Annotated in this window: 10 protein-coding genes; 6 read left to right on the forward strand and 4 right to left on the reverse strand. The window is 71.1% G+C overall.

Features of this window, described 5'->3' with window-relative positions:
* Positions 1-78 precede the first annotated feature (78 nt).
* Both AB6L24_RS32415 and AB6L24_RS32420 read left to right on the forward strand, forming a co-directional pair.
* Positions 79-1275 (forward strand): UDP-N-acetylglucosamine--N-acetylmuramyl-(pentapeptide) pyrophosphoryl-undecaprenol N-acetylglucosamine transferase, encoded by a 1197-nt coding sequence (locus AB6L24_RS32415; protein WP_405661232.1) that lies wholly within the window; start codon positions 79-81, stop codon positions 1273-1275.
* Entirely contained in the window at positions 1272-2300 is a 1029-nt protein-coding gene (locus tag AB6L24_RS32420) for a GDP-mannose 4,6-dehydratase (protein WP_405661234.1), read from the forward strand. The genes AB6L24_RS32415 and AB6L24_RS32420 overlap by 4 nt, the downstream gene beginning before the upstream one ends.
* Before the next feature lie 327 nt (positions 2301-2627).
* On the opposite strand, the gene AB6L24_RS32425 is transcribed toward AB6L24_RS32420, so the two are convergent.
* Positions 2628-3302 carry a TetR/AcrR family transcriptional regulator gene (locus AB6L24_RS32425; RefSeq protein WP_405661237.1) on the reverse strand — a complete coding sequence of 225 codons (675 nt, stop codon included), beginning with the start codon at positions 3300-3302 and terminating at the stop codon, positions 2628-2630.
* Between the two features lie 373 nt (positions 3303-3675).
* Between AB6L24_RS32425 and AB6L24_RS32430 the strand changes: the two genes are divergently transcribed.
* From AB6L24_RS32430 to AB6L24_RS32445, 4 genes are all read left to right on the forward strand, one after another.
* Complete coding sequence (locus tag AB6L24_RS32430) at positions 3676-4659, forward strand: tetratricopeptide repeat protein (protein ID WP_087885880.1); 984 nt, start codon at positions 3676-3678, stop codon at positions 4657-4659.
* Positions 4660-5363: 704 nt separating this feature from the next.
* Positions 5364-5981, forward strand: a complete 618-nt coding sequence (locus tag AB6L24_RS32435; protein WP_380847693.1) for a DUF6230 family protein — start codon at positions 5364-5366, stop codon at positions 5979-5981.
* A 119-nt stretch (positions 5982-6100) separates the two neighbouring features.
* Positions 6101-6679, forward strand: a complete 579-nt coding sequence (locus AB6L24_RS32440; protein WP_405661240.1) for a DUF6114 domain-containing protein — start codon at positions 6101-6103, stop codon at positions 6677-6679.
* Positions 6680-6806: 127 nt separating this feature from the next.
* On the forward strand, positions 6807-8150 hold the full coding sequence (locus tag AB6L24_RS32445) for a hypothetical protein (RefSeq protein WP_405661243.1): 1344 nt from the start codon (positions 6807-6809) through the stop codon (positions 8148-8150).
* Positions 8151-8317: 167 nt separating this feature from the next.
* Here the strand turns inward: AB6L24_RS32445 and pyk are convergent, their stop codons facing one another.
* The 3 genes from pyk to pta all read right to left on the reverse strand — a co-directional run bounded on the left by pyk (position 8318) and on the right by pta (position 13159).
* A complete protein-coding gene (pyk, locus tag AB6L24_RS32450) occupies positions 8318-9748 on the reverse strand; it encodes a pyruvate kinase (protein ID WP_087885883.1) in 1431 nt (476 codons plus the stop codon).
* A gap of 100 nt (positions 9749-9848) precedes the next feature.
* A complete protein-coding gene (locus tag AB6L24_RS32455) occupies positions 9849-11057 on the reverse strand; it encodes an acetate kinase (RefSeq protein ID WP_405661246.1) in 1209 nt (402 codons plus the stop codon).
* On the reverse strand, positions 11054-13159 hold the full coding sequence (pta, locus tag AB6L24_RS32460) for a phosphate acetyltransferase (RefSeq protein WP_405661249.1): 2106 nt from the start codon (positions 13157-13159) through the stop codon (positions 11054-11056). Before pta ends, AB6L24_RS32455 begins: the two co-directional genes overlap by 4 nt.
* Between the last annotated feature and the right edge of the window lie 159 nt (positions 13160-13318).

The following is a 13318-nucleotide window of genomic DNA, read 5'->3' on the forward strand; positions in this document are numbered from 1 at the left end:
GTGAACCGGCTCATGGACCAAAGGTGCCAAATGCGGCTCTTAAAACCCTCTTAGGACGGGTCGCGAAGCTCCGGCGTCATGAGAACTCCCGTCACTCCCGCCGCGGCCCGCGCCGCGGCGACCCACACGTACAGGCCGCTGTCCGTCGTGATCGGCGCGGGCGGCACCGGCGGCCACATCTACCCGGGCCTCGCCCTCGCCGACGCCCTGCGCCGCGCCGTGCCGGACGCGGTGATCTCCTTCGTGGGCACCGAGCGCGGCCTGGAGACCCGGCTCATCCCCGAGGCCGGGTACCGCCTGCACACCGTCGACATGATCCCCTTCGACCCGTCCCTCGGCGCCCGCCGCTATCTGCTGCCCGCCGCCCTGGTGAAGTCCGGCGCCCAGTGCCGGGCCATCCTGCGCGAGCAGGGCGCGCAGGTCGCCGTCGGCATGGGCGGCTACCCGAGTGCCCCCGTCATCGTCGGCGCCCGCATGGCCGGGCTTCCCAGCCTCATCCACGAGTCCAACGCCGTGCCGGGGCGCGCCAACCGCTTCGCCGCCCGCCTCACCCCGCACATCGCCGTCGCCTTCGACCGCAGCCGCGCCCATCTGCCCGGCGGCGACCGCGCCACCACCACCGGCATGCCCATCGCCGCCGCCCTCGCCGCCCTCGACCGGGACGCGCTGCGCGCCGAGGCCCGGCGCGCCTTCGGAGTGCCCGAAGGGGCGCGCCTCGTGCTCTTCAACGGCGGCAGCCTCGGCGCCGCCCGGCTCACCGAGGCGGCGCTCGGGCTCGCCGCGCGCTGGCGGTGGCGCGGTGACGTATCCCTGCTGATCAAGACCGGTCCGGCCGCGCTCGACGAGACGCGGCGGCGGCTCGCGCAGGAGGGCGGCGATGCGGTCGCCAGCGCCGTGCCCTACCTCGACCGGATGGACCTCGCCTACGCCGCCGCCGACCTCGTCGTCTGCCGCGCGGGCTCCGCCACCGTCGCCGAGCTCGCCGCCACCGGCGTGCCCGCCGTCCTCGTGCCCTACCCGCACGCCCCCGGCGACCACCAGACCCACAACGCGCGGGTCCTCTCCGACGCGGGCGCCGGGCTGCTCCTGCCCGACGCCGAGACCACCGCCGACCGGCTCGCCGGGCTCCTCGAACCGCTGCTCGCCGAGCCCGCGCGGCTCGCCGCCATGAGCGGCGCCGCGGATCCCGGGCCGCACGCCCGCGCCGCCGACCTGCTCGCCGAGCGGGTCCTGCACCTCACCCACCGCACCGATCACCTGGAGTACGCCGCATGAACGCCCTCGCCCCGAACGCCTCCGCCCCCTCCGCCCCCTTTTCTTGGCGTGACCGCACCGTCCTCGTCACCGGCGCCGAGGGCTTCATCGGCTCCACGCTCGTCGACCTGCTCCTCGAACGCGGCGCGAAGGTCCGCGCGTTCGTGCACTACAAGCCGTACGGCGACAAGGGGCACCTCGCGCACCTCGCCGGGGACCCGCGCGTCGAGCTGGTCGCCGGTGACGTGCGTGACGCCGGGCGCGTCATGGACGCCGTCGACGGCTGCGACACCGTCTTCCACCTCGCCGCGCTCATCGGGATCCCGTACTCCTACGACTCTCCCGGCGCGTACGTGCAGACCAACGTCGTCGGTACGGAGAACATCGCCGAGGCCTGCCGTCGGCACTCCGTGCGCCGGCTCGTCCACACCTCCACCAGCGAGGTGTACGGGACCGCGCTGACCGTCCCCATCGGCGAGAGCCACCCCCTCCAGCCGCAGTCGCCGTACTCCGCGTCGAAGATCGGCGCCGACATGACCGTGCTGTCCCACTGGCACGCCTTCGAGCTGCCCGTCGCCGTCGTGCGGCCCTTCAACACCTACGGCCCGCGGCAGTCCGCCCGCGCCGTCATCCCCACGATCCTCGCCCAACTCCACGCCGGGGCCCGCGAGATCAAGCTCGGTTCGCTCACGCCCACCCGGGACTTCACCTACGTCACCGACACCGCGCGCGGGTTCCTCGCCGTGGCGGAGCACGACGCCGCCGTCGGCCAGGTGGTCAACCTGGGCGTCGGCCGGGAGATATCCATCGGGAACCTGGCCCAGGAGCTCATCGCCGCGAGCGGCCGGGACGCCGTCGTCGTCACCGACCCCTCCCGCCTGCGCCCCGCGGGCAGCGAGGTCGAACGCCTCGTGTCCGACAACTCCCGCGCCCGCGAACTCACCGGCTGGCAGCCCCAGGTCCCCCTCCGCGAGGGCCTCTCCCACACCTCGGCCTGGGTCGCCGACAACCTCGCCCTCTTCTCGGCGCACACGTACCAGGTCTAGCCGCGCCCGCCCGGGGGGCCCGTGCGGGTGGGACGGTCCTCCGCCGAATCGGCGCTTCGCGCCTCGTCCTCAAACGCCGGACCGGCTGAAATTCAGCCGGGGTGGGCCGGAAGGTGCCGCAGGGCGGGCCGGGAAGGTGTTGCGGGGTGGGCTGAAAGGTGCCGGGGCGGTTCGGGAGGCGCTGTGGCGTGAGCCGTTTCGGGGCTGAAGGTGCCGGGCTGCTGCACAGCTGGTGCAGGTTTGGGCGGGCGGGTGGGAGAAAGCCTGTCCGGCGTTTGAGGACGAGCGCGCAGCGCGATCGGCGGCGACCGCCACGGCCCACCCGTCCTACGGGGCCCCGTCGTGGGCGGGCACCGGAGTTCCTGGTTCGGGCCCCCGGCCAGAGACCGCCGAGAGACCGCCAAGGACCAGCCACGTGAAACGGCGGGCCCACTCCGCGTCGACCGGTTCGGCGCTGACGAGGGCACGGTGGACCACCGCACCGGCGATCACGTCGAAGATGAGGTCGGCGGTACGGGCCGCAGAGGCGGGGTCCGGTTCGACGGGGAGCTCGCCGCGGTCCTGGGCCCGGGCACGGCCCGCGAGGACGAGACGCTTCTGGCGGTCGACGATGGACCCGCGGATCCGCTCGCGCAGCGGCTCGTCGGTGGTGGACTCGGCGACGACCGCCATCAGCGCGGTCTTGGTCTCGGGCCGCCCGAGCAACGCGGCGAACTGCAGCACCACACCCTCGATGTCCGTGGCCAGGCTGCCGCTGTCGGGCAGCTCCAGCTCGTCGAACAGCTCGGCCACCGCGTCCACGACCAGCTCGCTCTTGCCCGCCCAGCGCCGGTAGAGCGTGGTCTTGGCGACGCCCGCCCGGGTGGCCACGTCGCCCAGGGTCAGCCTGGTCCAGCCGAGGTCGACCAGCGCCTGCCTGGTCGCTTCGAGGATGGCGGTGTCCGCCTCGGCGCTGCGGGGTCGGCCCCCGGCACGCGTCGGCGGTGTGTTGCGGCTCTGCATGCCCGCGACCATACCGGCCAGTATGACCAGCGTGGCCAGCGCGGAGTGAGGCAGATCACGTTACGCCCGCTGCCGCGCCCCGTGTCCTGCAGTTACGCTACGAGCCGTAGCGAAAGCCGCGTACGGCGGCAGACCGCTGCGAGCGACTCTCACCGCCCGTCGGGCGGCAACCACAGCGCGGGGTGGGGACCCCGCGAGACCCACGGTCCTCCTCGGGGTCCGGAGGAACAGGCGAATCGGTTCGGCCCGCGGCACCGCAATCCGGCGGAGAGCTGCGATCGGGCCAGGGAGCGAAGCGACATCCGTAGAAGGGTGGCGGCGGGAGACGGGCGGGCGGGCACGGTTCGCGCGCGGCTTGGGGGAGGATGTACTCATGCAGCCACGGAACATGTCCATGAGCGGAGTCGTCGACCTCGCCGCGGTGAAGGCGGCCCAGGAGGCCAAGGCGAAGGCGGAGCAGGCGCGCGCCGAAGCGGCCCGGCAGGGCGGCCCCGGCGCGGGCGCCGGTGTCTCTCCCGCGAGTCTCGTCATCGACGTCGACGAGGCGGGTTTCGAGCGGGACGTCCTGCAGCGCTCCACCGAGGTGCCGGTCGTCATCGACTTCTGGGCCGAGTGGTGCGAGCCGTGCAAGCAGCTCAGCCCGCTCCTGGAGCGCCTGACGCAGGAGTACAACGGCCGGTTCGTCCTCGCGAAGATCGACGTCGACGCGAACCAGATGCTGATGCAGCAGTTCGGGGTGCAGGGCATCCCGGCGGTCTTCGCGGTGGTGGCGGGCCAGGCCCTGCCGCTCTTCCAGGGCGCGGCCCCCGAGGCGCAGATCCGCCAGACCCTGGACCAGCTGATCCAGGTCGGCGAGGAGCGCTTCGGCCTGACCGGCCTGGTCGTCGACCCCAACGCCTCCGGCGACGAGCCGCAGGCCGCCCCCGCCGCCCCGGCGGGCCCTTACGACGCCCTGCTCGAAGCGGCCGTCCAGGCCCTGGACGCGGGCGACCTCGGCGGCGCCGTCCAGGCGTACAAGAACGTGCTGAGCGACGACCCCGGCAACACCGAGGCCAAGCTCGGCCTCGCCCAGGCCGAACTGCTGCGCCGGGTGCAGGACCTGGACCCCGCCGTGGTCCGCAAGGACGCCGCGGAGAAGCCCGGCGACCCGGCCGCCCAGATCGCCGCGGCCGACCTGGACCTGGTCGGCGGCCATGTCGAGGACGCCTTCGGACGTCTGGTGGAGACCGTCCGGCGCACCGCCGGTGAGGACCGGGAGGCCGCACGGCTGCGGCTGCTCGAACTCTTCGAGGTCGTCGGCGGCGACGACCCGCGGGTGACGTCGGCGCGCACGGCGCTCGCCCGCGTGCTCTTCTGACCGCCGACTGACCGCCGGGCGGGGGCCCTTGGGCCCCGACCCCGGCGAACTGTCGGAATTGCCCCGGCCCGTTCGCTGACCTGTGGTGATGCGCGACGGGCCGTGGTGCGCAAGTGAAAACTCTGCCGAGGCAGTGTCACAGTGGCCGCGTTTTGCCGAATCTTGGCAAACGCGGCCACTGTTACTTGGAGTAAGAGTAGGGCGGTGATCTGTCCGCTTCTCTCCATCAATCACCCGATATTTTGCCCCTGTTGGGGCCACCGTCTGTCGTTGGTCGATGCCGGGCGGTGCCGGGTCGGTTATCCCGCCGTTACCAGCCAGTAACGAACCCCCTTGTGCGGACGCCGAGAATGCACCACGATCGGCCACGCTCGGTCCATTGCCCGCAGCCCGAAAGCCAATCGGGAGACGGGAATTCTGGGTCCCCACCGGGCAGGCCGGCGGCACCGTCGCCGGTCTGGGACAGGGGGGTCTCCGCCGGATTTCCGGCAGGGCCTGTCCAAGCAAGGTTGTGCGTGATGCGTCAGGCGCGACCAGTGGTTGTCGCTCGGGGGTGATCGCCGGTGATCGAGGCGCGCTGCGCGCCCCTTGACGCGGGCGCTCTCCCTACCGAGGACGTAGCACTTCTCCCATCCCTGCCCGGCTGAGCCGCCCGAACGGGACCAGTCAGGGCCGGAGATGTACGTCCGAGAAGGAGGAAAGTCATGGAGTCCGTGGCTCGTGGCGGAACCAGATGGAAGCGGTTCGCCGTGGTCATGGTGCCGAGCGTCGCGGCGACGGCCGCGATAGGCGTGGCCCTCTCGCAGGGTGCGCTCGCGGCATCGTTCAGTGTGTCCGGTCAGCAGTTCAAGGTGACCGCGGATCAGCTCGACGGTACGGGATTCGTCCAGTACGGCGGGATGGACAGCGGCAAGTCGGGTAACCACCCGGTCGCCGTCGTCGGCATGGAATCGGCGAAGATCACCAACCTCTGCCAGTCCGTTGTCGTCCCGGTTCCGGTCTTCGGCGATGTGTCGATGGTCCTCAAGGCCGGTGGCAAGGGCAGCCCGAGGGTCGAGGCGAAGAAGCTCTACATCGACGCCGACGACCTGAAGGCCAACGCGACCTTCACCAATGTCGACATCGGTGTCTCGATCGACCGTACGACGAAGGGCCCGGGTCCGGCCAAGGGCGACAAGTACGTCCCGGACTCGTTCGCGCAGCAGGCCGACAAGGTCCGCTTCACCGATGTGAAGCAGCGCGCGTGGGCGACCACGGCCGGCACCTTCAAGCTCTCTGGCCTCGGCATGTCGGTCAAGAAGGGCAAGCACGAGTGCTACTGAGGCACTTGTCGCGCTGAAACGGCCGGGCGCGGGGGCGCCGTCACGCACATCAACCGATCGTCCCCGTGCCCGAATCCGCACACACAGAACCAAACGCCATACCCGAGGAGCTGTACGACATGAGCGCCGAAGCGCAAATGGGCCTTGGCAACAGGCTTGGCCGGATGCGCCAATCGTTCCGAGGGTGGCGCGGTCAGCGCCCGTTCTGGGGTGGACTGCTGACACTGCTCGGCGGCATCCCGATCATGTACTTCCCCTATGCGAACCTCACCCTGGGCACGATGACCATCCGGATGGCGACCACCGCCGGTGCCGGATCGCTGATCATCGGTGTGCTGTTGGTCGTGCTCGGCCTGACCATGTGGTTCCAGCCGATGTCCCGTGTGTTCGCGGGCGTCGCGGCGATCCTGCTCGCCCTGGTCTCCCTGGTGGTGTCCAACTTCGGCGGCTTCGTCATGGGCTTCCTGCTCGCCCTCGTCGGCGGCGCGCTCGGCGTCTCCTGGATGCCGTTCAAGCCCGAGAAGCGCTCCAGGCGCGGCGCGCAGGCGCCGGACGCCGGGGGATCCGACGACGGGGCTCCGGAGCCCGCGGCCGCGGGGGCCGCGAACGGAGCCGTACCGGAGGCGGGCGGTGCGACCGATGACCTGTCAGGAACGAGCCCGACGAACGGGACGAACGGGAGGCACCGTGCCGGCTGACGAGGCGCGCCGCGGGACTGATGCGGACACGTCCCGTGTGAGAACGGGGCCGCGGCACGCGGCCCCGAAGAAGCCGCTCCTTACCCGGCTGCATGTTCCCGCGGGGAAGGCGATAGCCCTCGCTGCCATGCCCACCGCCGTACTGATGGGCATGGGCCTGACCCCCCAGCTCGCCCAGGCGAAGCCGGGCGTGCCCAAGAACCCCTTCCGGGACGGCCCTTGCGTCACGGCCCCGGACGAGCAGTCCAAGGACGCCGAGAAGGACGCGAAGGACGAGCAGGAAGCCAAGGAGAAGGCCGCGAAGGAGGCCGCCGAGAAGGCCGAGGCCGCGCGCGAGAAGGCCGACGAGGCCAAGGACAAGGCCGAGGGCGAGGACGGCGACAAGTCCGGCGACAAGTCCTCGGAGGAGTCCGGTACGTCGAAGCCCTCGGGCGGCGGCGACGCGGACGAGGACGCCTCCGGGTCCGGCTCGTCCGGTGACGCCGACTCCGACAACGGTTCCGGGGACAGCGACAAGGGCTCCGGCGACAGCGACAAGGGCGACGCGGCCGACGAACCCGCCCCCGACAAGCCCAAGAACCCGCTCGACCCGCTGGGCCTCGGCGACGCCATCAAGGACATCCTGACGCCGGAGGAGAAGAAGGCGCAGGAGGAGAAGGCCCAGGAGGAGAGGGCGGCGAAGGAGGAGTCGGGCGACGAGAAGTCCTCGGGCTCCTCGGATGACGACGCCAAGGACTCCGCCGACGGCGACCGGGTCACCAAGCCCGTCGAGGACACCCTCGGCAAGGCGAAGGACGGCCTGAAGGACACCTCTGACAAGGCCGACAACGCCGAGGACCGGCTGAAGGACGCGGCCGAGAAGGCCGACGAGGTCGCGGAGAAGGCCGAGAAGGCCGCCGAGAAGGCCGAAGACGTCGCGGACAAGGCCGAGGACGACGAAGACCCCGAGAAGTCCAAGGACCCGATGGCGCCGGACGAGGACGGCAAGAAGCCGTTCCCGTGCGTGGTGGAGAAGAAGGTCGACGGTGACGACGAGCAGTCGCCCGCGCCGATTCCCAACCAGCCGTGGCACCTGGAGGCCAGCTCGCTGCTCCTGAAGGGCGCGGACTACAAGGGCGTCGTGAACCTGAAGATGCCCGACGGCCGGACCAAACAGGCGCTGAAGTACATCATCAGCGGCGGCACGGACATCGGCGACCTGCACCAGATCGTCGAGAGCCCGAACGGCAAGAAGTACCACGTGCAGGCGGCCAAGGGCTCCACGTCCACGATCCGTAACGGCGACACGACGATGTACACCGAGCGGATCTCCGGCAACCTCTTCGGCCTGATCCCGATCACGTTCGACCCGGAGCACCCGCCGCCGCTCAACCTGCCGCTGATCTACTTCACCAACGTGAAGGTCCAGCAGGCGGGCCAGTTCGGCGGCGAGCTGACCATCCCCGGTCTGCACCAGTCGATCACCGACTGAGGCCCGGATCCCGTTCCGGGAGCCGCGGCACGTCGAACACCGAGGGCGCCCCCTGTCGCAGGGGGCGCCCTCGGTGCCGTACGGACGCCGTCGCACACGACGTCGTACGGAAGAGAACGGGTCCCGGTCCGGCGACTTGGTCGGGGGCCGGACCGTGGACCCGTGGCTCAGTCGCGGTCGCCGCCACCCAGGTGGTGGACGCGGACCATGTTGGTGGTGCCGGGGATGCCGGGGGGCGAACCGGCCGTGATGACCATGGTGTCGCCCTCGTTGTAGCGCTGGAGCTTGAGCACCTCGGCGTCGACCAGCTCGACCATGGCGTCCGTGTTGTCCACGTGCGGCACGACGTGCGCCTCGACGCCCCAGCTCAGGGCGAGCTGGTTGCGGGTGCTGGTGTCCGTGGTGAACGCGAGGATCGGCTGGGCCGCGCGGTAGCGGGACAGGCGGCGGGCGGTGTCACCGGACTTGGTGAAGGCGACCAGGGCCTTGCCGTCGAGGAAGTCGGCGATCTCGCAGGCCGCGCGGGCCACCGAACCGCCCTGCGTGCGCGGCTTCTTGCCGGGGACCAGCGGTTGCAGGCCCTTGGCGAGCAGCTCCTCCTCGGCCGCCGTGACGATCTTCGACATCGTCTTGACGGTCTCGATCGGGTACGCGCCCACGCTGGACTCGGCCGACAGCATGACCGCGTCCGCGCCGTCCAGGATCGCGTTGGCGACGTCGGACGCCTCGGCGCGCGTGGGGCGGGAGTTGGTGATCATCGACTCCATCATCTGGGTCGCGACGATCACCGGCTTGGCGTTGCGGCGGCACATCTCCACGAGGCGCTTCTGCACCATCGGGACCTTCTCCAGCGGATACTCGACCGCCAGGTCGCCGCGCGCCACCATGACGGCGTCGAAGGCCGCGACGACGCCCTCCATGTTCGCCACCGCCTGCGGCTTCTCCACCTTGGCGATGACGGGGACCCGGCGGCCCTCCTCGTCCATCACCTTGTGGACGTCCTTGACGTCGTCGGCGTCGCGGACGAAGGAGAGCGCGACCATGTCGCAGCCCATCTTCAGCGCGAACCGCAGGTCCTCGATGTCCTTCTCGGACAGGGCGGGGACGTTCACGGCCGCGCCGGGCAGGTTGATGCCCTTGTGGTCGGAGATGACGCCGCCCTCGACGACGATCGTCTTCACGCGCGGGCCCGCGACCTCGACGACGCGCAGCTCGACGTTGCCGTCGTTGATGAGGACCTGGTCGCCCTTGGAGACGTCGCCGGGCAGACCCTTGTAGGTCGTGCCGCAGATCGACTTGTCGCCGGGCACGTCCTCGGTGGTGATGGTGAACTCGTCACCGCGCACCAGCTCGACGGGGCCCTCGGCGAAGGTCTCCAGGCGGATCTTCGGGCCCTGCAGGTCGGCGAGGACGCCGATCGCGCGGCCCGTGCGCTCCGCCGCGGCCCGGACGCGGTCGTACCGGCCCTGGTGCTCGGCGTGCGTGCCGTGGCTGAAGTTGAAGCGGGCCACGTTCATTCCGGCCTCGATCAGCGAAACGAGCTGATCTTCGGAGTCGACGGCGGGGCCCAGCGTGCAAACGATTTTGGAACGGCGCATGGGGGCGATCCTATCGGTTTGTTTCGCTTCGGAATATTCCATCTGGCGGAAGATACAAATGGGCGGGTCGGCGCTCAGTTGCCCACTCCGCGGAGCGTTATCAATGCCGCGCGACCAGTGCATAAGTCTGCGCGGCGATTTCCAGTTCCTCGTCGGTCGGCACGACGGCGACCTTCACCCGGGCGTACTCCGGCGAGATCAGCCGCGGCTCGTCACCCCGTACGGAGTTCAGCTCGCCGTCCACCGCGAGGCCCAGCTCCTCCAGGCCCTCGACAGCCGCCGCGCGCACCGGCGCCGCGTTCTCGCCGACGCCCGCCGTGAACGCGATCGCGTCCACCCGGCCGAGAACCGCGTAATAGGCGCCGATGTACTTCTTCAGCCGGTGAATGTAGATGTCGAAGGCGAGACGGGCCTGTTCGTCGCCCTCGTCGATACGGCGGCGGATCTCCCGCATGTCGTTGTCGCCGCACAGACCGACAAGGCCGCTCTTCTTGTTCAGAAGAGTGTCGATCTCGTCGATGGACAGTCCGCCGACGCGCGCCAAATGGAAGATGACGGCCGGGTCCAGATCTCCCGACCGCGTCCCCATCACCAGACCCTCAAGGGGCGTCAGGCCCATGGAGGTGTCCACGCAGACGCCGCCGCGCACGGCCGACGCGGATGCGCCGTTGCCGAGGTGCAGCACGATCACGTTCACGTCCTCGGGGGCCTTGCCGAGCAGCTCCGCGGTCGTCCGCGAGACGTACGCGTGCGAGGTGCCGTGGAAGCCGTAGCGGCGCACGCGGTGCTCGTCGGCCGTCGCCACGTCGATGGCGTAGCGGGCGGCGGCCTCCGGCATCGTCGTGTGGAAGGCGGTGTCGAAGACGGCGACCTGGGGCAGGTCGGGGCGCAGCGCCTGGGCGGTGCGGATGCCGGTGAGGTTGGCCGGGTTGTGCAGCGGGGCCACCGGGATCAGGCGCTCGATCTCGGCGAGCACGGCGTCGTCGACGACCGTCGGCTCGGTGAAGTGCTTGCCGCCGTGCACGACCCGGTGGCCGATCGCGGCCAGCTCGGGCGAGTCCAGGCCGAGCCCGTCGGCGGCCAGCTCCGCGGCGACGGCCTTCAGGGCTGCCTCGTGGTCCGCGATCGGTCCGGTGCGCTCGCGCTCGGCGCCGTCGCCCGTCAGCGGGGTGTGCTTGAGCCGGGAGGTCTCCTCGCCGATGCGCTCGACGAGGCCCACGGCCAGACGGCTGCTGTCCGCCATGTCCAGCAGCTGGTACTTCACCGACGAGGAGCCGGAGTTGAGGACGAGGACACGGGTGGCGCTCACTGGGCGGTTGCCTTCTCGGTGGGGGACGGGGCGGTGGGGGTCTGGGACTGGATCGCCGTGATGGCGACGGTGTTCACGATGTCCTGGACGAGCGCGCCGCGGGACAGGTCGTTCACGGGCTTGCGCAGGCCCTGCAGCACCGGGCCGACGGCGATCGCGCCGGCCGAGCGCTGCACGGCCTTGTAGGTGTTGTTGCCGGTGTTCAGGTCGGGGAAGATCAGCACGCTGGCCTGGCCCGCGACGTCGGAGTCCGGCAGCTTGGTGGCCGCGACGGACGGCTCGACGGCCGCGTCGTACTGGATCGGGCCCTCGATCTTCAGGTCCGGGCGCTGCCCGCGCACCAGCTCGGTGGCCTCGCGGACCTTGTCGACGTCGGCGCCCGACCCCGAGGTGCCGGTGGAGTACGACAGCATCGCGATGCGCGGCTCCACGCCGAACTGGTCGGCGGTGGCGGCCGACTGGACGGCGATGTCGGCGAGCTGGACGGCGTTCGGGTCCGGGTTGACCGCGCAGTCGCCGTACACGAGGACCTTGTCGGCCAGGCACATGAAGAACACCGACGACACGATCGAGGCCTCCGGCTTGGTCTTGATGATCTCGAAGGCCGGGCGGATCGTCGCCGCCGTGGAGTGCACGGACCCGGACACCATGCCGTCGGCCATGCCGCCCTGCACCATCAGCGTGCCGAAGTAGTTCACGTCCGCCACCACGTCGTACGCCAGCTCGACCGTCACGCCCTTGTGGGCGCGCAGGCGCGCGTACTCCTCGGCGAAGCCCTGCCGCAGCTCGGAGGCCTGCGGGTCGATGAGCTGCGAGTCGGCCAGGTCGACGCCGAGGTCGGCGGCCTTCTTGCGGATGGTCTCCACCGGGCCGAGCAGGGTCAGGTCGCAGACGCCCCGGCGAAGCAGCACGTCGGCGGCGCGCAGCACGCGCTCCTCGGTGCCCTCGGGCAGGACGACGCGGCGGCGGTCGGCGCGGGCCCGCTCCAGGAGCTTGTGCTCGAACATCATCGGCGTGAGGCGGTCGCTGCCGGAGACCGAGAGGCGCCCCAGCAGGTCGGCGGTGTCGGTGTACCGCTCGAAGAGGCCGAGCGCGGTCTCCGCCTTGCGCGGCGTCGCCGCGTTCAGCTTGCCCTCCAGGGCGAACAGCTCCTGGGCCGTCGGGAAGGACCCGCCGGTCACGGCGACCACGGGCGTGCCGGGGGCGAGCCGGTCGGCCAGGCGCAGGATCTCCGGGCCCGGCTGCTCGTTCAGGGTCAGCAGGATGCCCGCTATGGGCGGGGTGCCCGCGCTGTGCGCGGCGAGCGCGCCCACGACCAGGTCGGCGCGGTCGCCGGGGGTCACGACCAGGCAGCCCGGGGTCAGGGCGTTCAGGAAGTTCGGCAGCATGGCGCCGCCGAAGACGAAGTCCAGGGCGTCGCGGGCCAGGCCCGAGTCGTCGCCGAGGAGCACCTTGCCGCCGAGGGCGTGGGTGATCTGCGCGACGGTCGGCGCGGCCAGGGCGGGCTCGTCCGGCAGGACGTAGCAGGGCACCGGGAGGCGGGCCGCCAGGCGCTCGTGTATCTCGTCGCGGTCGGCCGGGGCGACCCGGTTGGTGACCATCGCGAGGACGTCGCAGCCGAGGCTGTCGTAGGCGCGGTGGGCGTTGCGGGTCTCGGCGCGCACCGACTCGGCGGTCTGGTTCTTGCCGCCGACCACGGGCAGGACCGAGGCGCCGAACTCGTTCGCGAGCCGGGCGTTCAGCGCCAGCTCGTCGGGGAGCTGGGTGGCGGCGAAGTCGGTGCCGAGGACCAGGACCACGTCGTACTCGCGGGCGACGGCGTGAAAGCGGTCGACGAGCTGGGAGACCAGCTCGTCGGTGCCCTTCTCGGCCTGCAGCGCGGACGCCTCGTGGTAGTCCATGCCGTACACGGACGCGGGGTCCTGCGCGAGCCGGTAGCGGGCGCGCAGCAGCTCGAAGAGGCGGTCGGGTCCGTCGTGGACGAGCGGGCGGAAGACGCCCACGCGGTCGACCTGACGGGTCAGGAGCTCCATGACTCCCAGCTCGACGACCTGGCGGCCGTCTCCCCGGTCGATCCCGGTCACGTACACGCTGCGCGTCACGCGTGCTCTCCGTTTCGTCGCTGTCGTTGCCGTTGCCGTCTTGGCCCGGCTGGCTGTCTTGGCTGGTCAGGCGAGGGAAGGGCAGCTCCGGCAGCGCCGAAATACACCCGATATTGTTGGCTGTGCCCTCTTGACAATACCTCTGTGGCTGGCTAGGCC

The organism is Streptomyces sp. RK9 (assembly GCF_045070545.1).
Taxonomy (GTDB): domain Bacteria; phylum Actinomycetota; class Actinomycetes; order Streptomycetales; family Streptomycetaceae; genus Streptomyces; species Streptomyces alboflavus.